Raw genomic sequence first — 23,086 nt, forward strand, 5'->3', positions numbered from 1 at the left:
GATACAACTGTGCAGGTCATTTCATGGTTTGCAACAGGATTGAGGAGGCGAGCACTGCCCGTATGAGCACCAGGGTTCAAACTGTGGGCGTGGAACCCGTGTTGGAATTCAAAAGTTACAGGACTGCTGGTCTCGGGCGGGCCCGAGCGCCTAGACTTCGCCAGTCTTCAGTTCAGGAACAGCCCGTGACTTCCATCTTCTGGTACGACTACGAAACCACCGGCATCAACCCGCGTTGCGACCGGCCCTTGCAGGTGGCGGGTATCCGTACCGATTTCGAACTCAATGAAATCGACGAACCGGTGAACCTGTATTGCCGGCCCAGCGATGACATCCTGCCGCATCCGGCGGCCTGTGCGATTACCGGTATCACCCCGACATGCCTGGCCGAAAAAGGCTTGAGCGAAGCCGATTTCATGACCCGTGTCCACGGGCACCTGGCCGCGCCCGGAACCTGTGGCGCCGGCTACAACACCCTGCGCTTCGACGATGAAATGACCCGCTACAGCCTCTATCGAAATTTCTTCGACCCGTACGCACGGGAATGGCAGGGCGGCAACAGTCGCTGGGATTTGATCGACCTGGTGCGCGCGGCCTATGCGCTGCGCCCGCAAGGCATTGTCTGGCCGCAAGAGGACGGGCGCGTAACCCTCAAGCTCGAGCGCTTGACCGCCGCCAATGGCATCGACCATGGCCAGGCCCACGATGCGTTGTCGGACGTGCGCGCGACCATTGCCCTGGCCCGGCTGATCCGTCAGCAGCAGCCCCGGCTCTACGACTGGCTATTCCAGTTGCGCAGCAAACAGAAGGTGATGGACCAGATCCGTCTGTTGCAGCCCATGGTGCATATTTCCGGTCGCTTCTCGGCGGCGCGCAACTACATCGGTGTGGTCTTGCCGCTGGCCTGGCACCCGAAAAACCGTAACGCCCTGATCGTCTGCGACCTGCACCTGGACCCCCAGGGCCTGCTGGACCACGATGCCGAAAGCCTGCGCCAGCGTTTGTATACCCGCCGTGAAGAATTGCTCGAAGGTGAGTTGCCGGTGCCGCTCAAGCTTATCCATATCAACAAATGCCCGGTGATCGCGCCATTGTCGGTGCTGCGTGCCGAGGACCAGCAGCGACTGGAGTTGGACATGGAGGGCTATCAGCAACGGGCATCGCGGCTAACTGACGCACAGAAAGTTTGGCAAGATAAACTTCAGGCTATTTATGGTCGCGAGGATTTCACCGCCAGCGAGGATCCCGAGCAACAGTTATACGCGGGCTTCCTGGGGGATCGCGATCGACGTTTATGTGAACAAGTCCGCATGGCGGACCCGGCGCAATTGGCTCGAGAACGCTGGCCTTTCGATGATGAGCGTTTACCAGAACTATTGTTCCGATATCGTGCACGCAACTTTCCAGACACGTTGAATCCTGAAGAGCAGGAGCGTTGGAGACTTTTCTGTCAACAACGGCTGTCATCCCCGGAGTGGGGCGCGCCTAATACCTTGGAAAGTTTTGATGCGGCGATGGGGGAGTGGATGGACCTGTCTACACCAGTGCAGCAAGAAGTACTCAGGGAGTGGCAGGGTTACAGCCAGCAATTGCGCAAACGTTTAAGCCTTGGGCCGCGATGAAGTGAAAAGATGACAGGCAAAAAAAACGCCAGCATCGCTGGCGTTTTTTTGTTCGCTAAGAACGCTGCGAACCGGTGGGGCTTAGCCCAGCAGGGTTGCCCAGCCTTCAACCACGTCACCGCCCCACTTGGCTTTCCACTCTTTCAGAGTCTTGTGGTTGCCACCTTTGGTTTCGATGACTTCGCCGTTGTGCGGGTTCTTGTATTGCTTAACTTTGCGAGCGCGTTTGGTGCCGGTAGTTTTCACGGCGCCACGTGGTGCTTTGCTCGACTTGGCTTCTGGATCCAGCAGGGCAATGATGTCGCGCAGCGACTTGGAGTATTCGCCCATCAGAGTGCGCAGTTTGCCTTCGAATTCAAGCTCGGTTTGCAGTTTGTCGTCTTGGGACAGGTTTTTCAGGCGAGCTTGCAGTTCTTTGATAGCTTCTTCTGTGGCGCGGTATTCATTGATCAAGGACATGTGGACTACCTTATGTAGGACGCGGGTGACAAGGACACAGTGCGACAATAGTAATCAGACAGTTTCATCAAGTAAACATTTAACCGGTGTTTTATTTAATTAATTAGTGCTACGCCACAAAAACGCCTGTTGCAGTTAAATACCGCGACAGAGTCTTCACATCTGTTCACACATATAGCTTGCTTTCCCGGGCCTCGCCGGTCGTGGCCCGGGGGCCGTCGTCGAGATTTGGCGTCTCATCGATACTGCAGTTTTGCCGCGCAATGGCTAGAATGGCCGCCTTTGCGAAGTTCTGGAGTTTCCCTAATGCGCACTTTTCGTCTGGTGATTGCTTGCCCGGACCGCGTCGGCATCGTTGCTAAAGTCAGTAACTTTCTGGCGTCCCATAACGGCTGGATCACCGAAGCAAGCCATCACTCGGACAATCAAAGCGGTTGGTTTTTCATGCGTCACGAGATTCGTGCCGACTCGCTGCCCTTCGGTATCGAAGCCTTCCGTGAAGCATTCGCCCCCATTGCCGAAGAGTTCTCGATGGACTGGCGTATCACCGACACCGCGCAGAAAAAGCGCGTGGTGCTGATGGCCAGTCGTGAGTCCCACTGCCTGGCCGACCTGTTGCACCGCTGGCACAGCGATGAGCTCGATTGCGACATCGCCTGTGTGATTTCCAACCATGACGACTTGCGCAGCATGGTGGAATGGCACGGCATCCCTTACTACCACGTGCCGGTCAACCCGCAGGACAAGCAGCCGGCGTTCGCCGAAGTCTCGCGGTTGGTCAAGCAGCATGATGCCGAGGTGGTGGTGCTGGCCCGCTACATGCAGATCCTGCCGCCGGCCTTGTGCCGCGAATACGCCCATAAGGTCATCAACATCCACCACAGTTTCCTGCCGTCGTTCGTCGGGGCCAAGCCGTACCACCAGGCCTCGATGCGCGGCGTGAAGTTGATTGGCGCCACCTGCCACTACGTGACCGAAGAGCTGGATGCCGGCCCGATCATCGAGCAGGACGTGGTGCGCGTCAGCCACAGCGACAGCATCGAAGACATGGTGCGTTTCGGCCGTGACGTAGAGAAGATGGTGTTGGCCCGGGGCCTGCGTTATCACCTGGAAGACCGGGTGCTGGTGCACGGCAACAAGACCGTGGTGTTCTGACCACACTGCAAAGGGCCTGGACGAGCGATCGCCAGGCCTTTTTACTGAAGCACAATGATTCATGAAACCTTCAGGGACAACCTTGCACCATGACCGATCCACTGGATAAAGCCACCTCCCGTGCGCCGGACACCCTGGGCGAAGGCTGCCTGAGCCGCTACGACCCTGATGCACTGGGGCCCGAGGATGGCACTGAGTTCCCCGATGCCGCGCAACTGTGGGAGCAGTTACATCCCCAGGATGAGCCCGGGCAGAAGCGCTGATCGCTCAGGCCTGCTTGAGCTTTATCAGCTTCTTGATCAGGGGGCGCCCGACCATCAGGAAGAACACCGGTCCGCCGGCCACCAGGTAAAAGTAATAGGTCACCGCTCGCCAGATCAGGATCGCTGCCGCCGCCGTGGATTTGCCCACCATGGGAGCCAGCAACGCCGCCGAGGTCACCTCGGCCGCCCCGGCACCGCCGGGCAAGAGGCTGAATTGCCCCGCGCTCAAGGACAGCATCTGGATCAGGAAACTCCAGGCCCACTGCAAGTCCGCGCCCAACCCTTTCAACGCCAGGTACAACACGCTGTAGCGCAGGGCCCAGTGCAGGCACGTCAGGCCAAAGACCTGGAACAGCGTCTGCCGTGGCAATTTCAAGGTATCGGTAAAGGCCGCGAGAAAGTGCAGGATCTTGCGCGCCCAGCGTCGGCGGGTGCTGCCCTTGACCCGCAAATGGCACAGCAGCCGCGCGCCCAGCAGGATCAGTCGGCGATGGAAGCGGGCCACCAGTGCGCAGGCGAACAGTCCGCCAAACATTGAAACCGCACTCAACCCCAGCATCCACTCCATGCGCTGGCTGAGGTTCTGGAACAGCGCATAAAACAGAATGCCCACCAAGGCGCAGAGGAAGAACAGCAAGTCGCTCAACTGATCCATGGCAAACACCGCGCTGCCATGGGCCGGGCGCACGCCGTTGCGTGCCAGCAGGGCCATCAGCGTCAGTGGGCCGCCACTGCCACCGGGCGTCGCGCACATGGCGAACTCGGTGGACATCACCACGCCGATGCTTTTCAGCCTGCCGATGCGCCCACGGTGTTCCCCCAGCAGCAGGCGCAAGCGCACGGAGTTCAAGGCCCAGCACAGCACGATCATGCCGAGCATGGCCAGCAGTAGCGACAAGGGAAAGCGCTGCACCCGCGACCACATTTCCCCACCACCGACCAGCAGCGGCACCAACAGCGCCGTGAGCAGGGCGGCGCCCAGCCAGATCAGCCGTTTCATGCGGCGCTGCGGGCACGCAGCCCCTGGGTTGCCAGCCAGCCGACCTTGGTCATCGGCACGCGACCGTCGTTGAGCAGGCGTTCGAGGGTGCGCAGCCAATAGTCCCGGGAAAAGCTATGGCGCATGTCCACCGGATGCAGGCCCAGGCGAATCACCGGGGCCTGGCGCCAGCGCTGTTCACGCTGGTCGCTGATGACTTTCGACAGGCCACGGCGCCAGGCACTGCGGGCACTCCAGACCAGCCCCGGCGCGTCGATGGCGCTGAAGTCGGGCAGGCGATAGAGGTGTTGGGTGTCACTGGTGTAGCTCAGCGGTAACTGGCGCAAGGCTTGGCGCGTGCCTTCGCTCATCAGCCAGGCCGGGGCGACGAAACCCTCCAGTGGCCAGTGGTAGCGTTCAAAGGTGTCGATACCGGCGCGCAGGCGGGCGAGGGCGGCGACCTCGGACAGGTTGTAGAACTCACCCTCATGGGTATAGATCCGGCGCATGAACCAGTCCTTGGGGTGGCGGGCGACAGGGCCGTCGTCGCAATGGTAGTAGCCATGCAACACCAGCTCGTCGCCACGCTCGACCCGGCTATTGAGCAGGCGCCGAAAGCCGGGGTGAGCCTCCAAGGCATTGTTGCGGTGAAAGTCAGGTACCACCAACCAGGTCATCGGCACGTGGCCGAGGGCGTCAACGGCTTCGACGAAGGGCTGATAGTCGGGCCAGGTTTGCGGTGCCACGTCGTGCAGCACCAATAGCACGCTGGGCGAAGAACTCATCGACACGGTCCTCGCCTCAACCATTGGCCAGCAACGGCATTTGTTCGCCGAGCACGGCGTAGTAGTGCCCCAGCAAGCTGTTGACCACGGTATCCCAGGCGTAATGACGCTCCACGTGCCGGCGTGCCAATATCCCCCGGCGCTGACAACCTTCGGAAAACAGTTGGCGCACGGCATTGGCCATGGCCTGTGGATTGTTGGGCATGCACAGCAGGCCGCAGTCTTCGTTGACGATTTCGGTAAAGGCCCCGGCCGCCACTGCCACCACGGGAATGCCACTGGCCATCGCTTCGAGGATCACCAGGCCGAAGGTTTCCTGGTCTCCGGCGTGCAGCAAGGCATCGGCGCTGGCCATGAGCCGGGCGACTTGCGGCGCCGGGCAGAATTCATCGATCACCGTGACGTTGTCCGGCACCAAGGCGGGCATCGATGAGCCCACCAGGAGCAGGTGGTAGCGCTCTCCCAGGCGTTTCATGCACTTGAGCAGCACCGGCAGGTTTTTTTCCTTGGAGCCGCGACCGGCGAAAATCAGCAGGCGCGCGTCTTCGGCGATGCCCAGCTCGGCGCGCAACTCCGGGTCGCGGGCGGCCGGGTTGAAGGTTTGCAGGTCGACGCCCAACGGTTGCACGTAGACGTTCTTGACCCCCAACCCGGTCAGTTTGTCGGCCATGACCTGGCTCGGCGCCAGGACCCGGTCGAAGTTGCCGTACAACTTGCTGACATAGGCTTCGATGTTGGGGGTGAACCAGTTGCCCATGCGGTTGCTGACCAGCAGTGGCAGGTCGGAGTGATAGAAACCGATGACGGGCACGTCGAGCTGGCGACGGGCATCCAGCGCGGCCCACGCCGTGAGGTAGGGATCGCCGACTTCAATCAGATCGGGCTGTAGATCGCGCAGGACATTGCGCCAGGGAGCCAGGCGAAGGGGGAAACGATAGCCCTTGCCGAACGGCAGTGCAGGGGCCGGAACCTTGTAGATCCCATCGTGCTCGCTCAAATGCGCGCCGGGGATCAACAGACTGTGGCGAATACCGGGCCGATCGCCCAGGCGCCGGTGCTTGGCATCCAGATAAGTGCGCACGCCTCCGCTGGCGGGGGCGTAGAACATGGTTATGTCCGCTATATGCACGATGAACGTCCCTCCGGTCAGTGTTCTCCTGTGTTGACCTTTAGTAAGAATAGATGTTCGGTTGGGGTTATGGTGACGTGGCGGCTATGTAAATGAATACGTGGCGAGGGCGCTTGCTCCCGCTGGACCGGGCTGGCGCTCCAGTGCGAAGCACTCCCAAGATTTTGGGGCCGCTTCGCAGCCCAGCGGGAGCAAGCTCCCTCGCCACATGAGTGCGATCACATGCGGTTTTTATTTCCAGCGCCAGGGGCTTAATGCGCCAGGCATGCTTTTATATAAGTGTGCAAAATGGCGTCATATCGCAAACACCACGGGTGACTACATGCCTGACTCATCGCAACTCGTTATCGGGGCCGACCTTGGCGGCCAGCCTATCGCCCAGGCCATGCGCCTGGCGAACCGTCATGGTCTGGTGGCAGGCGCCACCGGTACCGGCAAGACCGTCACCTTGCAGCGCCTGGCCGAAATGTTCAGTGATGCCGGCGTGGCGGTGTTCGCAGCGGACATCAAGGGTGACCTGTGCGGCCTGGGCGCTGCCGGCAATCCCCAGGGCAAGATCGCCGAGCGTATCGCCGGCATGCCCTGGCTCAACCACAAGCCCCAGGCTTACCCGGTGACCTTGTGGGATATCCACGGCCAGTCCGGGCATCCATTGCGCACCACCCTGAGCGAGATGGGCCCATTGTTGATCGGCAGTCTGCTGGAGCTGACGGACAGCCAGCAGTCGGCGCTCTACGCCGCGTTCAAGGTGGCCGACCGCGAAGGCCTGTTGTTGCTGGACCTCAAGGACCTGAAGGCGCTGCTCAACCATCTCAAGGACAACCCAGAATTGCTGGGGGACGACGCGGCCTTGATGACCACCGGTTCCAGCCAGGCGTTGTTGCGACGCTTGTCCACCCTGGAACAGCAGGGGGCGGACGCGTTGTTCGGCGAGCCAGCCTTGCAGCTCGAAGACATCCTGCAACCGGCCAGCGATGGCCGTGGCCGCATCCACTTGCTCGACGCCAGCCGCCTGGTCCATGAAGCACCGAAGGTCTACGCGACGTTCCTGTTGTGGCTGCTGGCCGAGCTGTTCGAGCAGTTGCCCGAGCGCGGCGATGCAGACAAACCGCTGCTGGCGCTGTTCTTCGACGAGGCGCACCTGCTCTTTGCCGGGACGCCCAAGGCCTTGCAGGAGCGCCTGGAACAAGTGGTTCGGCTAATCCGTTCCAAGGGCGTGGGGGTGTATTTCGTGACCCAGTCGCCGGGCGATTTGCCGGATGACGTGCTGGCGCAGTTGGGCTTGCGCATTCAGCACGGCTTGCGGGCCTTCACTGCCAAGGAGCAGAAATCCCTGCGGGCGGTGGCCGACGGTTTCCGGCCCAACCCGCAGTTCGATGCCCTGGCGGTGCTGACCGAACTGGGCATCGGTGAAGCCCTGGTGGGCACCTTGCAGGAAAAAGGCACGCCGGAAATGGTCCAGCGCGTGTTGGTGGCGCCGCCGCAATCACGCATCGGGCCGCTGAGCGAGGCTGAGCGCGCCGGGTTGATCGCCAGCTCGTCGCTGCAAGGGCGCTATGACAAGCCCATTGATCGCGAGTCGGCCTATGAAGTGCTGATGGGCCGCAAAGGGCTGGAACCGCAGGCCGAAGAGGCACCGGGTAAGCCGACGGCGGAAGAACCGAGCTTCACCGAAAAGGCCGGGGAATTTCTCGGCACCGCGGCCGGTCAGGCGCTTAAATCGGCGATGCGCCAGGCGGCCAATCAGTTGGGGCGGCAATTGGTGCGTGGGTTGATGGGGTCGTTGCTCGGTGGCAGCAAGCGCCGGTAGTCAGGACCGAGTTGCCACCATCGCGAGCTTGCTCGCGATAGCGGTTCAACAGGCGCCGAAACTCTCAGCCCTTGGGCCTGGCATGCGCCGCCAACCGTTCCAGCGCCGCCCGCAGGTTGGGGTCGGTGATGCCGTCCGCCGTGGCCTGGATAGTCGCCGCGGCGTCGGTGGACAAATCCAGCGTGTGCCCTTTGGCGCCGACCTGGACGGTGGGCGGTTGCACCTTGAACAGGATCCGCGTCAGGTTGGTGAATTCTTCGAACGCCTGGAGTTGGCGTAGCAGGCGTTTTTGCTGATAGCGCAGGCGTGTGGCCCAGTGGCCGTCGGTGACGATCAGCAGCAAGCTGCCTTCGCGCCAGGAGGCCACGTGGCAATGCTCGCGCGCGGCCGGTTGCAACTGGCTGTCGAGCAGGCGTTGCAAGTGACCCAGGCGTTTGGCGTGGCCAAAGATGGCTTTCAGCGGCTTGGCTTCGCGCAGCAGAACGGCGGGTGCCTTGGCTGGAAGAGGGCGGAAGGCCATGAGTGAATACCGCAAGTGACAGAGGCGCCATGGTAGCAGAAAGCGCCGGGCACGCCTCGGCCTGATACCCAGCGGCTTTTACCCGCGCAACCAAAGCGTAACTTCTGCCTTTTGTGGGTTGAAGTTCGCGCAAAAGCCCTTATTTTATGCAGGCCCCGTCACAGCGCTGTGCCAGCATCGTGGAATAACGCCACTTTCCTCTCCATCGTTTCCGGGTAGAATGCTCGTTCGCATGCGGCCATGAGGGCTGCACGGGCGACTCACGGGGCCGCCCTCCATCCCTTTAGTGTGGAAGATCCTGCCGATATGTTTGCGCCTTTGTTAAAGAAACTTTTTGGAAGCAAGAACGAGCGTGAAGTCAAGCGCATGCTCAAGACGGTACAGACTGTCAATGCCTTCGAAGAGCAAATGGTGGCCCTTTCGGACGATCAGTTACGCGCCAAGACTGCCGAATTCAAGGACCGCATCGCCAAGGGGGAAACCCTTGACCAGCTCCTGCCTGAAGCCTTTGCGGTCGCCCGTGAAGCCGGCAAGCGGATCATGGGCATGCGCCACTTCGACGTTCAGTTGATCGGCGGCATGACCTTGCACGAAGGCAAGATCGCCGAAATGCGTACCGGTGAGGGCAAGACCCTCGTGGCGACCTTGGGCGTGTACCTCAACGCACTGTCCGGCAAGGGCGTGCACGTCGTGACGGTCAACGACTACCTGGCCCGCCGCGACGCCAACTGGATGCGCCCGCTCTACGAGTTCCTCGGCCTGACTGTCGGTGTCGTCACGCCGTTCCAGCCGCCGGAAGAGAAGCGCGCCGCCTACGCCGCCGACATCACCTACGGCACCAACAACGAATTCGGGTTCGACTACCTGCGCGACAACATGGCGTTCAGCATGGAAGAAAAATTCCAGCGTGAACTCAACTTTGCCGTGATCGACGAAGTGGACTCCATCCTCATCGACGAAGCCCGTACCCCGCTGATCATTTCCGGTCAGGCCGAGGACAGCTCCAAGCTGTACATCGAGATCAACAAGCTGATCCCGCAGCTCAAGTTGCACGTCGAGGAAGTCGAAGGCGAAGTGACCCAGCCCGGGCACTACACCGTTGACGAGAAGACCCGTCAGGTCGAGCTCAACGAAGCGGGTCACCAGTTCGTCGAGGAAATGCTCACCCGTATTGGTTTGCTGGCTGAAGGCGAGAGCCTGTACTCGGCCCACAACCTGGGCCTGCTGACCCACGTTTATGCTGGCCTGCGTGCGCACAAGCTGTTCCATCGCAACGTCGAATACATCGTGCAGGACGGCCAGGTCGTACTGGTGGACGAACACACCGGCCGTACCATGCCGGGTCGTCGCCTGTCCGAAGGCCTGCACCAGGCCATCGAAGCGAAGGAAGGCCTGAACATCCAGGCCGAGAGCCAGACCCTGGCCTCGACCACCTTCCAGAACTACTTCCGCCTGTACAACAAGCTGTCCGGCATGACCGGTACGGCCGACACCGAAGCGTTCGAATTCCACCAGATCTACGGCCTGCAAGTGGTGGTGATTCCGCCGAACAAGCCATTGGCCCGTAAAGACTACAACGACCTGGTGTTCCTGACCGCCGAAGAGAAGTACGCGGCGATCATCAACGACATCAAGGAAGGCATGGCCCAGGGCCGTCCGATCCTGGTGGGTACTGCCACCATCGAGACTTCCGAGCACATGTCCGCCCTGCTCAACAAGGAAGGCATCGAGCACAAGGTCCTCAACGCCAAGTTCCACGAGAAGGAAGCCGAGATCATCGCCCAGGCCGGTCGCCCGGGTGCGCTGACCATCGCCACCAACATGGCCGGCCGTGGTACCGACATCCTCTTGGGCGGCAACTGGGAAGTGGAAGTTGCCAGCCTGGAAAGCCCGACCCCCGAGCAGATCGCGCAGATCAAGGCCGATTGGCAGAAACGTCACCAACAGGTGCTCGAATCCGGCGGTTTGCAGGTGATCGCTTCCGAGCGTCACGAGTCGCGTCGTATCGACAACCAGCTGCGTGGCCGTGCCGGTCGCCAGGGCGACGCCGGTTCCAGCCGTTTCTACCTGTCCCTGGAAGACAGCCTGATGCGCATCTTCGCCTCTGACCGGGTGAAGAACTTCATGAAGGCCTTGGGCATGCAGCCGGGCGAGGCGATCGAGCACCGCATGGTGACCAACGCCATCGAGAAGGCCCAGCGCAAGGTCGAAGGCCGCAACTTCGACATTCGTAAGCAACTGCTGGAGTTCGACGACGTCAACAACGAACAGCGTAAAGTGATCTATCACATGCGTAACAGTTTGTTGGCCGCCGACAACATTGGCGAAACCATCGCCGATTTCCGCCAGGACGTGCTCAACGCCACCGTCAGTGCCCACATTCCGCCGCAGTCGTTGCCGGAGCAGTGGGACGTCGCTGGCCTGGAAGCCGCCTTGCAGAGCGACTTCGGCGTGGCGTTGCCAATCCAGCAATGGCTCGACGAAGACGATCACCTGTACGAAGAAACCCTGCGCGAGAAGCTGCTGGCCGAACTGATCGCCGCGTACAACGAGAAAGAAGACCAGGCCGGCGCCGAAGCGCTGCGCTCCTTCGAGAAGCAAATCGTGCTGCGGGTGCTGGACGACCTGTGGAAAGACCACCTCTCGACCATGGACCACCTGCGTCACGGGATCCATTTGCGTGGTTACGCCCAGAAGAACCCGAAGCAGGAGTACAAGCGCGAGTCCTACACGCTGTTCTCCGAGTTGCTCGACTCGATCAAGCGCGACTCGATCCGTGTGCTGTCTCACGTTCAGGTTCGCCGCGAAGACCCGGCCGAGGAAGAAGCCCGCCTGCGCCAGGAAGCCGAAGCCCTGGCTGCGCGCATGCAATTCGAACACGCCGAAGCCCCGGGCCTGGAAGTGGTCGCCGAAGAGGGCGTCGATGTGGATGTCGCCTTGGCGACCGCACCGGTGCGCAACGAGCAGAAGCTGGGTCGTAACGAACTGTGCTATTGCGGTTCGGGCAAGAAATACAAGCATTGCCACGGGCAGATCCAATAAACCCGTTCCAACGCTGAACCACCCGCGCCGCGACCGGATTTTATCCGTCGCGGCGTTTTGCCATTTTGATTCGCCGTCCCAATGAGGATGGCGTCGATATACATCTCATTTAGGAGCTCATTCATGGCTGTTGGTCTTGGTCCGTTGCCCACGTTGCACCCGGTTGCCGGTTTTGAACTCGGTATCGCTTCGGCGGGCATCAAGCGCCCCGGGCGCAAGGATGTCGTGGTCATGCGTTGCGCCGAAGGTTCGACGGTCGCTGGCGTGTTCACCCTCAACGCCTTTTGCGCCGCGCCGGTCATCCTGGCCAAGCAACGCGTGCAGGGACCGGTGCGTTACTTGCTGACCAACACCGGTAACGCCAACGCCGGTACCGGCGCGCCAGGCCTGGCCGCTGCCGAGCGCACCTGCGCCAAGCTGGCGGAACTGACCGGTGTCGACGCCAGCCAGGTGCTGCCGTATTCCACCGGCGTGATCGGCGAGCCGCTGCCGGTCGAGAAGATCGAAGGTGCGTTGCAAGCCGCTCTCGATGATCTGTCGGAAAACAACTGGGCCGCCGCCGCCACCGGCATCATGACCACCGACACCTTGCCCAAGGGCGCGAGCCGCCAGTTCGAGCACGATGGCGTGACCATCACTGTCACCGGTATCAGCAAAGGCGCAGGCATGATCCGCCCGAACATGGCGACCATGCTTGGCTACATCGCCACCGACGCCAAGGTCTCACGCCAAGTGCTGCAAGACCTGATGCTTGACGGCGCCAACAAGTCGTTCAACCGCATCACCATCGACGGCGACACTTCCACCAACGACTGCTGCATGCTGATCGCCACCGGCAAGGCCAGCCTGCCGGAAATCACCGAAGCCAGCGGCCCGCTGTTCGCGGCGCTGAAGCAGGCAGTGTTTGAAGTGTGCATGGAAGTGGCCCAGGCCATCGTGCGTGACGGCGAAGGCGCGACCAAGTTCGTGACCGTGCAGGTTAACGGCGGTGGCAATCACCAGGAATGCCTGGATGTCGGCTACACCGTGGCGCACTCGCCGCTGATCAAGACCGCACTGTTCGCCTCCGACCCGAACTGGGGCCGCATTCTCGCCGCCGTTGGCCGGGCCGGCGTGCCTGAGTTGGACGTGAGCAAGATCGATGTGTTCCTCGGCGAAGTCTGCATCGCCAGCCAAGGCGCTCGCGCTGCGACCTACACCGAAGCCCAGGGCGCGGCGGTCATGCAACAGGAAGAAATCACCATCCGTATCGAGCTGGGACGGGGTGATTGCAGCGAAACCATCTGGACCACCGATCTGTCCCACGAGTACGTCAAGATCAACGCTGAGTACCGGACTTAACAGGCTCTGGACCGAGTTGCTGCCATCGCGAGCTTGCTCGCGATGGCGCCAGAACAGACACCCCAGAACCATAAGAAAGGAATCCAGGTATGAGCATGCACCTGATCATCGGCGACAAAGATCTATCTTCCTGGTCCCTGCGCGGCGCGTTGGCCCTGGCGCTGACCGGCGCGAAGTACACCGAAGAGCTGGTCAGGCTCGGCCAACCCGACACCCGCGAGAAGCTGCTCAAGTATTCGGCCACGGCCAAGGTCCCGCTGCTCAAGACCGAGTTCGGCGTGATCGCCGACTCCCTGGCGATTGCCGAATACCTGGCCGAACAGTTCCCGGATGCCGGCCTCTGGCCCAAGGACGTTGCCGCCCGGGCCCAGGCGCGCTCGGCTTGTGCACAAATGCACAGCGGCTTCTTCGCCATTCGCAACCACATGCCCATGGACCTGCTGCACGATGCACCGCTGTCACCCATGCCGGCTGACGTCCAGGTGGAAATCGAGCGGATGCTGACGCTGTGGGCCGAATGCCGTGCCGCGGCGACCGAAACCGGTCCTTACCTGTTTGGCCGCGTGAGCCTGGTCGATGCGTTTTTTGCCCCTGTTGCCGTGCGCTTGCGCACTTATCAGGTGAAACTGTCGCAGGTCGATGAGGCCTACGTCGAAACCCTTTATCAATGGCCGGCGTTCAAGGCGTGGCAACACGCTGGCCTGGAGGACACTGCGCGGTGAAACGAGTCCATGTGGCGGCGGCGGTCATTCGCGACGCCGCCGGTAAAATCCTGATCGCCCGAAGGGCCGACACCCAGCACCAGGGTGGCCTGTGGGAGTTCCCCGGTGGCAAGGTCGAGGCCGATGAGTCCGTTGAAACCGCCCTGGCCCGTGAACTTCATGAAGAGCTGTGCATTGTCGTCGATGCCGCCCGACCGTTGATCAAGGTGCGCCACGATTACCCGGACAAACAGGTGTTGCTGGATGTCTGGGAAGTCTCGGCGTTCACCGGCCAGCCCCACGGCGCCGAAGGGCAGCCGTTGGCCTGGGTGACGGCCCGAGATCTGACGAACTATGAGTTTCCGGCGGCCAATCAGCCGATTGTCGCGGCGGCCCGTTTGCCGGGTGAGTACCTGATCACGCCTGACGGCCTTGAAACACCGGCCTTGCTGCGCGGCATGCAGAAGGCGATTGCCGGTGGGATCAAGTTGGTCCAGCTACGCGCCCCCAACGGTTACGACCCGCAATACCGTGATCTGGCGGTGGACGCGGCGGGGCTGTGTGCCGGCAAGGCCCAGCTGATGCTCAAGGGCCCGTTCGAATGGCTGGGGGATTTTCCTTCCGCTGGCTGGCACATTACCGCCGCGCAACTGCGCAAGCATGCAGCGGCCGGTCGACCGTTTGGCAAGGACCGCTGGCTGGCGGCCTCCTGCCATAACGCCGAGGAACTGTCCCTGGCGCAGCAGATGGACGTGGACTTCGTGACACTCTCGCCGGTGCAACCGACCCAGACCCATCCCGATGCACAGCCGTTGGGGTGGGCAGAGGCGGCGCGGTTGATCGAGGACTTCAACAGGCCGGTTTATCTGTTGGGCGGGGTCGGGCCTGGCGAGCGGCAAAAAGCCTGGGAGGCCGGGGCGCAGGGTGTGGCGGGGATTCGGGCGTTTTGGCCAGAGGCTTGAAGCTGCAGTGAACCGATCGTTCCCACGCTCTGCGTGGGAATGCCTCAACGGACGCTCCGCGTTCGGCTCTGGAGGGGGACGCGGAGCGTCCCGGGCTGCGTTCCCACGCAGAGCGTGGGGAACGATCATGCAGGTGATCAGCCCTCAGGCTTGGCCGCCGCCACCCAAAGCACTTCCGCCACCCCTTGCCGTCGGGCAATGACCCGCGCGGCCACGAACAGCAGATCCGACAAGCGATTGATATAGGCCAGCCCCGGCCCGGCCAGCGGCTCCATGGCGTTCAACTGCTGGCAACGCCGCTCGGCGCTGCGGGCCAGGCTGCGGCAGACGTGGGCCTGGGCTACCAGCGTCGAGCCACCTGGCAGGATGAAGTTTTCCAGGGGGCCCAATTCCTCGTTCCACCCATCGATCGCCGCTTCCAGCCGCTCGATTTCTGCGACGTTCAAGGCCTGATAGGCCGGCATTGCCAGTTCCCCGCCGAGGTCGAACAGACGGTGCTGACAAGGCGCCAGCACATCACTGACCTCCTTCAGCCCCGGATGCCGGGTCGTTTCAGTGGCGAGCCCGGCCAGCAACAACCCCAGCTGACTGTTCAGCGTATCCACTTCGCCGATGGCCTCGACCCGTGGGTGGTCCTTTGCCACGCGGCGACCATCGCCCAACCCGGTTTCACCTGTGTCGCCGGTGCGGGTGTAAATCTTCGACAGGCGAAAACCCATGCTCAGCGCTCCAGTTGTCTGTTTTCCTGCGGCACCATCGACGTGCCGGTCAGGGGCAGGCGCAAGGTGAAGCAGGTGCCTTGACCTGGCGCCGACTGCACTTCCATCTGGCCCTTGTGGTTGTTGGTGATGATGAAATACGAGACCGACAGCCCGAGGCCCGTGCCCTGGCCGATCTCTTTGGTGGTGAAGAAAGGTTCGAAGGTACGTTTGCGCACGTTCTCGCTCATGCCAATGCCATTGTCCTCGACCTGGATTTCCGCCCACGGCGGATTCAACCGCGTGCGCAGGATGATACGCCCCGGTTCGCTGTCGTCCTGGCGCTGATGGATCGCCTGGGCGGCGTTTTTCAGCAGGTTGAGCAGCACCTGTTCCAGCTCGTTGGCCGTGCCGGGCACCGGGCCCAGGTTCGGGTCGAACTGACGGGTGATCGCCTGGCCCTTGAAGTCGAAACCGATGGCCAGGTCGAAGTCGTTGCCAGCGATTTCCACTGCCTGGTCGATCAGCGCGGGCAGGTCGCAAGGCGCCATTTGCCGGGTACTGCGACGACTGAAACTGAGCATGTGGGTGACGATTTTTGCCGCCCGGGCGCCGGCTTGCTGGATACCGTCGAGCAACTGCGGGATCTCCCGCCCCTGGAGGTAACGATTGACCTCCTCTAACTGGATACCCAGCAGCTCGGCCTGTTCGAGGTTCTTGGGCAGTTCCGGCGACAGGCGACGGCGGATGTTCTGCACGTTGTGCAGGATCGCACCCAACGGGTTGTTGATTTCATGGGCCATGCCCGCTGCGAGGCCGCCGACCGAGAGCATTTTCTCCGATTGCACCATCATTTCTTCCAGCGACAGGCGCTGGGTGATGTCATCGATCCGGATGACCACGCCACGCCCGGCGCCGCCCATCAGCGGGTAGAAGGTGAGGGCGTAATGCCGGGCTTCGTCGTCCTTGGTCCAAGTGACGCGTTCGATCTTGGCCACCGTGTGCTGCTCGACGGTTTGCTTGAGCTGGGGCAGGTAGGGTTTGAGCGGTTCGAAGGCGAGGAAGATCGGCTGGTTCAGCGCCTCGTCCAGCCGTGTGCCGGAGAGGGCGCTGGCTTCCTGGTTCCATTGGGTGACGTAGAGCTGCTCGTCGAGGGCGATCAGCGCCGACGGCATGGAGTCGATAATGCTGTTGAGGTAATTCTGGAAACCGGTGAGCTTTTTCTCGATCTTGCTACGCACCTGGACTTCCAGTTCCAGCTTGCGATTGGTGTGGCGGGTTTCTTCCGCCAGGCCCTGGGCCTGGTCGTAGGCGGCCTGGGAGTCGTCCCGCGCGCGCTTGAGTTGCTGCTCCCGGGCTTCGATGCGCGAGAGCATGGTGTTGAACGCTTCGGCCAGACTGCCGATCTCATCGTGGTTGCCGCGTGCGGCACGCAGGGCATAGTTCTCTTCGCGGGTGACCTGGCGTGACAGTTCTTCGAGTTGATGGATTGGCTGGGTGATCAGGCGCTTGATCTGCTGGGCAATGATCAGCCACAGCAACACGCTGAAAATCAGGATGCCGAGGCTGGCAGTCAGGGTGCCGGTGTAGAACGCGGTCGGCAATTCGCTGCTGGCCACCAGTAACAGATGGCCGGGCACCGTGCCGGGGCGGGGCAGGGTGATGACCTGGTTGCTGCGAAATTCGCCCGCCTGCCAGGCTTGTATGTTGCGGTAATGGTCCGGCAGCTTGAGCTTTTCGCCCTGTTGCAGTTGTGCCAGGCGTTCGCCCTGGCCGTCGTACAGCGCCGCCGCCCGCAGCGGTGCGTAGCTGTTGAGCTCGTCGAGCAAGCGTTGGGCGCTTTGTGGCGATTGCAGGGCGTCGGAGATCAGGCTTGGATTGGCCACCAGCCGGCCAATGGTCTGCAGGGCCTGGGGCGCCATGCTTTCCTGGGAGATGTAGTAGGCGGCGCTGATAAAGGTCAGGTTGGCCACCAGCAGGACAGTGGTCAACAACACCAACAGGGCGGCCAGCAGTTTCTGGCCGACCGGGAGGTTTTCAAGGCGCTGGCGCAATGGCATCAGACTCGTCGCTAAAAAGGAATACGAGGGCCAGCGTAGCCGCTGCTCAGTCGCTGGGCAATCCGAGGTTGTGCAAGTGGACAATCAGTCGCTGTCGCAGTTGTTCCAGGTGCGGCACGCTCAGTTCATGGCGTTGGGCGACCTTGCAGGCATAACCGAGCAAGTAGCTGATTTCGGTGCGGCGCCGATTGGCGACATCCTGGTACATCGAGGAATAATTGGCGGCCGTGGCCTGGATCACCCGTTCGACTTCCGGCTGCAAATCTTCGGCCGCCGCGGGCTGGCCGCAGCGTTCGAGCAGGTCGGTGAGCTCCGCGCACAAGGTCGCCACTTCGCAACGGTGTTCCTGCAAGCCGCCGTTCTTGCAGTGATGCAGCACGGTCAGCGGGTTGATCGCACAATTGAGCGCCAGCTTGCGCCAGAGCCGGGTGAGGATGTCGGCGCTCCATTCGTGGGGAATGCCAGCGGCGGCCAGGTCGTCGAGCCAGAACGGCGCCACTGGGTGAGCAGGATCGCCCAGCCAGGTGTAGCCGTGGCCGGCGAATACCACGCGCCAGTCACCGTCGCGGAACGCGCCTTCGGTGCTGGAGGCGCTGATGCACCGGGCTTGGGGCACACAATTGGCCACCGCGTCCTGGCTGCCGAGGCCGTTCTGCAACAGGATAAGTTCCGATTCGGCGTCCAGGCGATGGGCCACCGAGGCCACGGCCGCTTCCGCGTCATAGGCTTTGCAGGCCAACAGCAGGCGCCTGATCGGTTCTGGGTTGTTCGCCGTTTCGCCAGGTATCGGGTAGCTCTGCGCCTGGCCCTGTTCCACCAGCGTCAGGCCGCCGGCGCTTCGGTAGGCTTGCAGGCGGGCTTCGTTGCGCAGCACCAGCCGAACCGGCAACCCGGCCCGGGCCAGGCGCGTGGCCCACAACGTGCCGAGACTGCCGGCCCCCAGGACATGCCAGGTGGTCGACATCAGTTTTTTACTCGGATTGGCGCAGGCATCTGAGGGCTCGCAGTGTCGGCAGGAAAAGAGCCGTTATAATGAGCCCGATTTTAACCACAAGCCAAGCGCGCGCCGATGATACTGGCGCGCCTTTTTATTTGGAGAACACTACATGCCGTCATTCGACGTGGTATCCGAACTGGACAAGCACGAAGTCACCAACGCGGTTGAAAACGCCGTCAAGGAACTCGACCGTCGTTATGACCTCAAGGGCAAGGGCAGTTTCGAGTTCAAGGAAAAAGACCTGACCGTGAACCTGACCGCCGAGGCCGAGTTCCAGCTCGAGGCGATGATCGAGATCCTCAAGCTGGCGCTGGTCAAGCGCAAGATCGACGTGCAGTGCCTCGAGGTCAAGGACGCCTATGCCTCGGGCAAGCTGATGAAGCAGGAAGCCGTGCTCAAGGAAGGCATCGACAAGGAACTGGCGAAGAAGATCGTCGCTCATATCAAGGACGCCAAGCTCAAGGTGCAAGCCGCCATCCAGGGCGAGCAGGTGCGAGTCACCGGCAAAAAGCGTGACGACTTGCAGGAAGCCATTGCGGCACTGCGCGGCAAGGAATTCGGCATGCCACTGCAATTCAATAATTTCCGCGATTGATACTTCAGTGACCCTGTGGCGAGGGAGCTTGCTCCCGCTTGGGTGCGAAGCGCCCACCTATAAGGGGCTGCTACGCAGCCAGCGGGAGCAAGCTCCCTCGCCACAATGAGTCTCTGCAGGTTTTTTAGTGGTAACAGGAATAAAGGAGAATTTGATGGACTTGAATGCTGAAGTGGACAACCTGGTCAAGGCTTCCCAGACCTGGATCCCCATGATCATGGAATACGGCAGCCGCGTGTTGCTGGCCGTCATCACCCTGGCCATCGGTTGGTGGTTGATCAACAAAGTCACGCAGAAACTGGGTGCGCTGCTGGCCCTGCGTAACGCTGACCTGGCGCTGCAAGGGTTCATCAGTACCCTGGCCAACATCATTCTGAAGATATTGTTGATCGTCAGCGTCGCTTCGATGATCGGTGTGGAAACCACTTCGTTCGTTGCCGCCATTGGTGCCGCCGGTCTGGCGATTGGCCTGGCCCTGCAAGGCAGCCTGGCGAACTTCGCGGGTGGCGTGTTGATCCTGCTGTTCCGTCCGTTCCGCATCGGTGACTGGATCGAAGCCCAAGGTGTGGCCGGTACGGTCGACAGCATCCAGATCTTCCACACCGTGTTGCGCACCGGTGACAACAAGACTGTCATTGTGCCCAACGGCAATCTCTCGAACGGCATCATTACCAACACCAACCGCCAGCCGACCCGCAAGGTGGTGTTCGATGTCGGCGTGGATTACCAGGCCGACCTGCAAAAAGCCCGGGAAGTGCTGCTGGACCTGGCCAAGGATGAGCGTGTGCTGGCGGATCCGGCGCCTGAAGCGGTGATTTCCACCTTGGGCGACAGTTCCATCACGGTGTCGCTGCGTATCTGGGTGAAGACTGCGGATTATTGGAGTGTGATGTTCATGCTCAATGAACAAGCGCGGGATCGCTTGAAGGACGCGGGTATTGATATTCCGTTTCCACAGCGAGTGATTCGGGTGGTTCAGGAAGGAGCAGCGCAATAATGATTCGCTATAACTTGGCCTGGGGTCAGGTTATGTTTAGTTAGCTTGCTATTTAACAAGCTGTGTTAAAGCTGACATGCGGTGGATATAAAAAAACCGCTCACCTGGATCAGGTGAGCGGTTTTTGTTTGTTGCGGGTGCAGCTATCGAATTAGCACTGAATTACAAGATGCTCAGTGGGTATTCGATGATCAGACGGGTGTCATTGTTGTCAGTGACTTGGCCGGCTTCGTTATAAGCGGTGTTTGCACGGTAGAACGCAGTACGCAGGCGGAAAGACAGGTCTTTGGCTGGACCGCTTTGCAGAACGTACTTGGTTTCGAAGTCCAGTTCGTGCTCTTTACCTTCTTCACCGCCAGTGGAGATGTTGTCACCTTTGACGTAACGAGTCATGAAGCTCAGGCCAGGAACGCCGTAGGTCTTCATGTTCAGGTCGTAGCGAGCCTGCCAGGAGCGCTCGTCCTGACCGTTGAAGTCGGAGTACTGGATGGAGTTGGCGAGGAAAATGGTACCGCCGCCGTCAACGCCATACACATAGCCGCTGTCACCGGAGGAGCGCTGGTGAGCCAGGGTGAACTTGTGGGCACCGATGGCATAGGCTGCTGCGAGGGACCAGATACGGTTGTCAACATCGCCGCTGATTTTCTGGCCCTGATCCTGGCTGTCATAACCGTTGAAGTCGAAGTTCAGGGACTGATCTTCGTTGATCGGCAGGGTGTAGTTCAGGTTGATGTATTTCTTTTTGTAGTGATCTTCAACGTCGGAAGCCGCTACGCCTGCTACGAAATTGTCGGTGAACTGGTAGGTTGCGCCAACGATGTCAGCAGATTTCAGGCCAAGGCCGTCATCTCCCATGCCAGTTTGCGAGCTGATGGCGTTGAAATGACCTGCGCTCAACTCCAAGCCTTTGATTTCTTTGCTGGTGATCAGCGTACCCGTGGCAACTTCTGGCAGCAGACGGCTGTCGTCAGTCGAGAAAACCGGGCTGGTGGTGAACTGGTTACCGTATTTCAGGACGGTGTCGGACAGACGGAATTTAACCGCGCCGCCCACCTTCGATTGTGTGTCTTCCAGGTTGCCGTCGCTGTCACGAGCGAACAGACCGTTACCGGCACGACCGCTACCGCCATCAATGCGAACGGTGCCAAATGCGAAGCCATCAACGCCTACACCAACGGTACCTTGAGTGAAACCCGACTCGTAGATGGCACGAGCGGCAACACCAGACTCTTCACGATAACTTTGTGAAGTGCTTGGGTTGTTCTTGAAATCACGGTTCATGTACAGCGCACGGGTCAGAACAGTCAAGCTCTGATCTTCAATAAAACCCTTGGATTCTTCCTGGGAAGAGGCCATTGCGAACTGCGAGGTACTGGCCGATACAGCCAGTGCGATCATGCTCCACTTCATCACGCGCATCGTGATTTGCTCCTTTGGTTTTTAGAAGAGTACTGCCGTCCCACCTGTTTTTTTATCTGGGCGGCTCTTTCTTTTTGTGTCGGCGCAAACTTATATCACGTCGACATTCTTTGGCGATACTTGCCCATTCAACCTTTCAGCTTCTTTACGACCATGTCGCCAATGGCTCGATCCATGTCGCATTTCAGCTGGTCCGACGCAACCGTATCCACAACTTAATGTTGTTTTTTCTTTTCCGGCATCGGTGTAAAGAGTCCGTCATTACCGCGCTTGAAGCTCCTGTGGGCAGCCTTGCCACTTTAATTTGTATGTCGGCAGGTGCTCGCTTCCGGCGAGGCCTTTGGACAGTGCGGGGATGAATGCAACAAGCATGCTCAAACCCGAATTTTGTTTACATTTTTTTCACATTTCACCGGTTGACGCGGTGAAACCTCATGAAACCGGGCTCCAAAGGCCTTGTTTTAAATAGGGTTGACTCGTGTGCGGCTCTCGTGATTGACGCCGACAAACGCGGCGAGACAATCAAAAACGTTACCGGTTCACCCTACCCAGTGAGTAGATCACGGATGCTTTGTGCACTGAGCGTAGACGCACTGTGCTGTTTTGGTGCAAAAAATTTTCCGGCTGTACGAAAATCTTACAACGCCGAGGCCTTGCGTGGGCCCCTGGCACGGTCCTGTCAGGACTGTGTGGTGCCGCTTGCGCTGTGTTGGTGCGTCAGCTTGCACAGGTTGATGCTGTGTGTTGAAAAAACTTCGCAGGACGAGCATCAGGACGGTACACCGTGATCGATCCGGCGTTCGCGGGTATGCTGCGCATCTGAGTCCGATGCAGGCCCGTAGGCCGCCAAACCGGGCAGAACCGATAACGAGCGAGGAGTACACGCGGTGTTCGCTTTAGATCCACGACTGCAACAAGACACATTGCCCATCGGTGATTTCCCATTGTGCCGACTGCTCTTGTCCAACGATTCGAACTACCCGTGGTTCATCCTCGTACCGCGGCGGGAAGATATCAGCGAATTATTTCAATTGGATGACGTTGATCAACAACAGCTGTGGAAAGAAACCACGGCGTTGGCCGAAACCCTCAAGGATTCGTTCGATGCCGACAAGATGAACGTTGCAACCTTGGGTAACGTTGTCAGTCAACTGCACATGCACGTCATCGTGCGCAAACGGGATGACGCCGCCTGGCCCGCGCCGGTCTGGGGCAAGCACCCGGCCCAGCCTTATAATGCAGGGCAGGTCGCGGCCATTCGTGAACGGTTGCGAATGGCCTTGACCGATGATTTCAAGTTTCTGGAGGGCTGAACCATGAACCTTGAAGACCGCGTAACCGATCTGGAAAGCCGCCTGGCGTTTCAGGATGACACCATCCAGGCATTGAACGATGTGCTTGTGGAGCAGCAGCGGATCGTCGAGCGTCTGCAACTGCAGATGGCGGCGTTGCTCAAGCGCCAGGAAGAAATGGCCGGGCAGTTCGAGTCGTTCGAAGAAGAGGCGCCGCCTCCTCACTACTGACTGGGCCCGACTCTCGTTTGACGGGCAAT

Annotated in this window: 21 protein-coding genes; 12 read left to right on the plus strand and 9 right to left on the minus strand. The window is 60.5% G+C overall.

Going from position 1 to position 23,086, the window contains the following annotated elements:
• Nucleotides 1–185 precede the first annotated feature (185 nt).
• Complete coding sequence (gene sbcB, locus BLT00_RS10275; protein ID WP_092145089.1) at nucleotides 186–1,622, plus strand: exodeoxyribonuclease I; 1,437 nt, start codon at nucleotides 186–188, stop codon at nucleotides 1,620–1,622.
• A gap of 81 nt (nucleotides 1,623–1,703) precedes the next feature.
• Here sbcB and mvaT read toward each other — a convergent pair whose 3' ends face one another.
• A complete protein-coding gene (gene mvaT / locus BLT00_RS10280; protein ID WP_003205091.1) occupies nucleotides 1,704–2,081 on the minus strand; it encodes a histone-like nucleoid-structuring protein MvaT in 378 nt (125 codons plus the stop codon).
• Between the two features lie 306 nt (nucleotides 2,082–2,387).
• On the opposite strand from mvaT, the gene purU reads away from it, so the two are divergent.
• Complete coding sequence (gene purU, locus BLT00_RS10285) at nucleotides 2,388–3,236, plus strand: formyltetrahydrofolate deformylase (RefSeq protein WP_003205089.1); 849 nt, start codon at nucleotides 2,388–2,390, stop codon at nucleotides 3,234–3,236.
• Nucleotides 3,237–3,325: 89 nt separating this feature from the next.
• Complete coding sequence (locus BLT00_RS31830; RefSeq protein WP_170862114.1) at nucleotides 3,326–3,499, plus strand: hypothetical protein; 174 nt, start codon at nucleotides 3,326–3,328, stop codon at nucleotides 3,497–3,499.
• A 4-nt stretch (nucleotides 3,500–3,503) separates the two neighbouring features.
• Here BLT00_RS31830 and BLT00_RS10290 read toward each other — a convergent pair whose 3' ends face one another.
• The 3 genes from BLT00_RS10290 to BLT00_RS10300 are packed head-to-tail and all read right to left on the minus strand — an operon-like array spanning nucleotide 3,504 to nucleotide 6,371.
• The gene (locus tag BLT00_RS10290; RefSeq protein WP_092145090.1) at nucleotides 3,504–4,499 is read right to left on the minus strand and encodes a glucosaminyl phosphatidylglycerol flippase; all 996 of its coding nucleotides are present in this window, start codon (nucleotides 4,497–4,499) and stop codon (nucleotides 3,504–3,506) included.
• Complete coding sequence (locus BLT00_RS10295; RefSeq protein ID WP_092145092.1) at nucleotides 4,496–5,263, minus strand: N-acetylglucosaminyl phosphatidylglycerol deacetylase; 768 nt, start codon at nucleotides 5,261–5,263, stop codon at nucleotides 4,496–4,498. Before BLT00_RS10295 ends, BLT00_RS10290 begins: the two co-directional genes overlap by 4 nt.
• A 16-nt stretch (nucleotides 5,264–5,279) precedes the next feature.
• On the minus strand, nucleotides 5,280–6,371 hold the full coding sequence (locus tag BLT00_RS10300) for an N-acetylglucosaminyl phosphatidylglycerol synthase (RefSeq protein ID WP_086936729.1): 1,092 nt from the start codon (nucleotides 6,369–6,371) through the stop codon (nucleotides 5,280–5,282).
• Between the two features lie 343 nt (nucleotides 6,372–6,714).
• On the opposite strand from BLT00_RS10300, the gene BLT00_RS10305 reads away from it, so the two are divergent.
• On the plus strand, nucleotides 6,715–8,202 hold the full coding sequence (locus BLT00_RS10305) for a helicase HerA-like domain-containing protein (RefSeq protein ID WP_092145094.1): 1,488 nt from the start codon (nucleotides 6,715–6,717) through the stop codon (nucleotides 8,200–8,202).
• A 64-nt stretch (nucleotides 8,203–8,266) separates the two neighbouring features.
• Here the strand turns inward: BLT00_RS10305 and BLT00_RS10310 are convergent, their stop codons facing one another.
• Complete coding sequence (locus BLT00_RS10310) at nucleotides 8,267–8,722, minus strand: DUF721 domain-containing protein (protein WP_092145095.1); 456 nt, start codon at nucleotides 8,720–8,722, stop codon at nucleotides 8,267–8,269.
• A gap of 306 nt (nucleotides 8,723–9,028) precedes the next feature.
• Here BLT00_RS10310 and secA point away from each other — a divergent pair, with 306 nt between their 5' ends.
• From secA to BLT00_RS10330, 4 genes are all read left to right on the plus strand, one after another.
• Nucleotides 9,029–11,764 (plus strand): preprotein translocase subunit SecA, encoded by a 2,736-nt coding sequence (gene secA, locus BLT00_RS10315; protein WP_092145097.1) that lies wholly within the window; start codon nucleotides 9,029–9,031, stop codon nucleotides 11,762–11,764.
• Nucleotides 11,765–11,887: 123 nt separating this feature from the next.
• Entirely contained in the window at nucleotides 11,888–13,105 is a 1,218-nt protein-coding gene (gene argJ, locus BLT00_RS10320) for a bifunctional glutamate N-acetyltransferase/amino-acid acetyltransferase ArgJ (protein ID WP_057452545.1), read from the plus strand.
• A gap of 89 nt (nucleotides 13,106–13,194) precedes the next feature.
• Nucleotides 13,195–13,827: a glutathione S-transferase family protein gene (locus BLT00_RS10325; protein WP_092145099.1), complete on the plus strand. Its 633-nt coding sequence runs from the start codon at nucleotides 13,195–13,197 to the stop codon at nucleotides 13,825–13,827.
• Nucleotides 13,824–14,768: a Nudix family hydrolase gene (locus BLT00_RS10330; RefSeq protein ID WP_092145101.1), complete on the plus strand. Its 945-nt coding sequence runs from the start codon at nucleotides 13,824–13,826 to the stop codon at nucleotides 14,766–14,768. Before BLT00_RS10325 ends, BLT00_RS10330 begins: the two co-directional genes overlap by 4 nt.
• 137 nt (nucleotides 14,769–14,905) lie before the next feature.
• On the opposite strand, the gene BLT00_RS10335 is transcribed toward BLT00_RS10330, so the two are convergent.
• The 3 genes from BLT00_RS10335 to BLT00_RS10345 are packed head-to-tail and all read right to left on the minus strand — an operon-like array spanning nucleotide 14,906 to nucleotide 18,490.
• Nucleotides 14,906–15,487 (minus strand): cob(I)yrinic acid a,c-diamide adenosyltransferase, encoded by a 582-nt coding sequence (locus BLT00_RS10335; RefSeq protein ID WP_092145103.1) that lies wholly within the window; start codon nucleotides 15,485–15,487, stop codon nucleotides 14,906–14,908.
• A 2-nt stretch (nucleotides 15,488–15,489) separates the two neighbouring features.
• Complete coding sequence (locus BLT00_RS10340) at nucleotides 15,490–17,526, minus strand: sensor histidine kinase (RefSeq protein ID WP_092145105.1); 2,037 nt, start codon at nucleotides 17,524–17,526, stop codon at nucleotides 15,490–15,492.
• Nucleotides 17,527–17,572: 46 nt separating this feature from the next.
• Complete coding sequence (locus BLT00_RS10345) at nucleotides 17,573–18,490, minus strand: putative 2-dehydropantoate 2-reductase (protein WP_092145107.1); 918 nt, start codon at nucleotides 18,488–18,490, stop codon at nucleotides 17,573–17,575.
• 142 nt (nucleotides 18,491–18,632) lie between these two features.
• Between BLT00_RS10345 and BLT00_RS10350 the strand changes: the two genes are divergently transcribed.
• Together BLT00_RS10350 and BLT00_RS10355 are read left to right on the plus strand one after the other, a co-directional pair.
• A complete protein-coding gene (locus BLT00_RS10350; RefSeq protein ID WP_060740892.1) occupies nucleotides 18,633–19,118 on the plus strand; it encodes a YajQ family cyclic di-GMP-binding protein in 486 nt (161 codons plus the stop codon).
• A 154-nt stretch (nucleotides 19,119–19,272) separates the two neighbouring features.
• Complete coding sequence (locus tag BLT00_RS10355; RefSeq protein WP_063324606.1) at nucleotides 19,273–20,115, plus strand: mechanosensitive ion channel family protein; 843 nt, start codon at nucleotides 19,273–19,275, stop codon at nucleotides 20,113–20,115.
• Nucleotides 20,116–20,277: 162 nt separating this feature from the next.
• Here BLT00_RS10355 and BLT00_RS10360 read toward each other — a convergent pair whose 3' ends face one another.
• Nucleotides 20,278–21,534 carry an OprD family porin gene (locus BLT00_RS10360; RefSeq protein WP_092145109.1) on the minus strand — a complete coding sequence of 419 codons (1,257 nt, stop codon included), beginning with the start codon at nucleotides 21,532–21,534 and terminating at the stop codon, nucleotides 20,278–20,280.
• A gap of 887 nt (nucleotides 21,535–22,421) precedes the next feature.
• Between BLT00_RS10360 and BLT00_RS10365 the strand changes: the two genes are divergently transcribed.
• Together BLT00_RS10365 and BLT00_RS10370 are read left to right on the plus strand one after the other, a co-directional pair.
• Nucleotides 22,422–22,847 (plus strand): HIT family protein, encoded by a 426-nt coding sequence (locus tag BLT00_RS10365; RefSeq protein WP_092145111.1) that lies wholly within the window; start codon nucleotides 22,422–22,424, stop codon nucleotides 22,845–22,847.
• 3 nt (nucleotides 22,848–22,850) lie between these two features.
• Nucleotides 22,851–23,057, plus strand: a complete 207-nt coding sequence (locus BLT00_RS10370) for a SlyX family protein (protein ID WP_003205050.1) — start codon at nucleotides 22,851–22,853, stop codon at nucleotides 23,055–23,057.
• Nucleotides 23,058–23,086 lie beyond the last annotated feature (29 nt).

This window comes from Pseudomonas sp. NFACC51, from assembly GCF_900103575.1.
GTDB classification, from domain to species: Bacteria; Pseudomonadota; Gammaproteobacteria; order Pseudomonadales; family Pseudomonadaceae; genus Aquipseudomonas; species Aquipseudomonas fluorescens_Q.

Bases quoted from the DNA above. Each gene is read 5' to 3' on its own strand.
- mvaT (WP_003205091.1), bottom strand. From the start codon at position 2,081: ATGTCCTTGATCAATGAATACCGCGCCACAGAAGAAGCTATCAAAGAA.
- purU (WP_003205089.1), top strand. From the start codon at position 2,388: ATGCGCACTTTTCGTCTGGTGATTGCTTGCCCGGACCGCGTCGGCATC.
- BLT00_RS31830 (WP_170862114.1), top strand. From the start codon at position 3,326: ATGACCGATCCACTGGATAAAGCCACCTCCCGTGCGCCGGACACCCTG.
- BLT00_RS10290 (WP_092145090.1), bottom strand. From the start codon at position 4,499: ATGAAACGGCTGATCTGGCTGGGCGCCGCCCTGCTCACGGCGCTGTTG.
- BLT00_RS10295 (WP_092145092.1), bottom strand. From the start codon at position 5,263: ATGAGTTCTTCGCCCAGCGTGCTATTGGTGCTGCACGACGTGGCACCG.
- BLT00_RS10300 (WP_086936729.1), bottom strand. From the start codon at position 6,371: ATGTTCTACGCCCCCGCCAGCGGAGGCGTGCGCACTTATCTGGATGCC.
- BLT00_RS10305 (WP_092145094.1), top strand. From the start codon at position 6,715: ATGCCTGACTCATCGCAACTCGTTATCGGGGCCGACCTTGGCGGCCAG.
- BLT00_RS10310 (WP_092145095.1), bottom strand. From the start codon at position 8,722: ATGGCCTTCCGCCCTCTTCCAGCCAAGGCACCCGCCGTTCTGCTGCGC.
- secA (WP_092145097.1), top strand. From the start codon at position 9,029: ATGTTTGCGCCTTTGTTAAAGAAACTTTTTGGAAGCAAGAACGAGCGT.
- argJ (WP_057452545.1), top strand. From the start codon at position 11,888: ATGGCTGTTGGTCTTGGTCCGTTGCCCACGTTGCACCCGGTTGCCGGT.
- BLT00_RS10325 (WP_092145099.1), top strand. From the start codon at position 13,195: ATGAGCATGCACCTGATCATCGGCGACAAAGATCTATCTTCCTGGTCC.
- BLT00_RS10335 (WP_092145103.1), bottom strand. From the start codon at position 15,487: ATGGGTTTTCGCCTGTCGAAGATTTACACCCGCACCGGCGACACAGGT.
- BLT00_RS10340 (WP_092145105.1), bottom strand. From the start codon at position 17,526: ATGCCATTGCGCCAGCGCCTTGAAAACCTCCCGGTCGGCCAGAAACTG.
- BLT00_RS10345 (WP_092145107.1), bottom strand. From the start codon at position 18,490: ATGTCGACCACCTGGCATGTCCTGGGGGCCGGCAGTCTCGGCACGTTG.
- BLT00_RS10350 (WP_060740892.1), top strand. From the start codon at position 18,633: ATGCCGTCATTCGACGTGGTATCCGAACTGGACAAGCACGAAGTCACC.
- BLT00_RS10355 (WP_063324606.1), top strand. From the start codon at position 19,273: ATGGACTTGAATGCTGAAGTGGACAACCTGGTCAAGGCTTCCCAGACC.
- BLT00_RS10360 (WP_092145109.1), bottom strand. From the start codon at position 21,534: ATGCGCGTGATGAAGTGGAGCATGATCGCACTGGCTGTATCGGCCAGT.
- BLT00_RS10370 (WP_003205050.1), top strand. From the start codon at position 22,851: ATGAACCTTGAAGACCGCGTAACCGATCTGGAAAGCCGCCTGGCGTTT.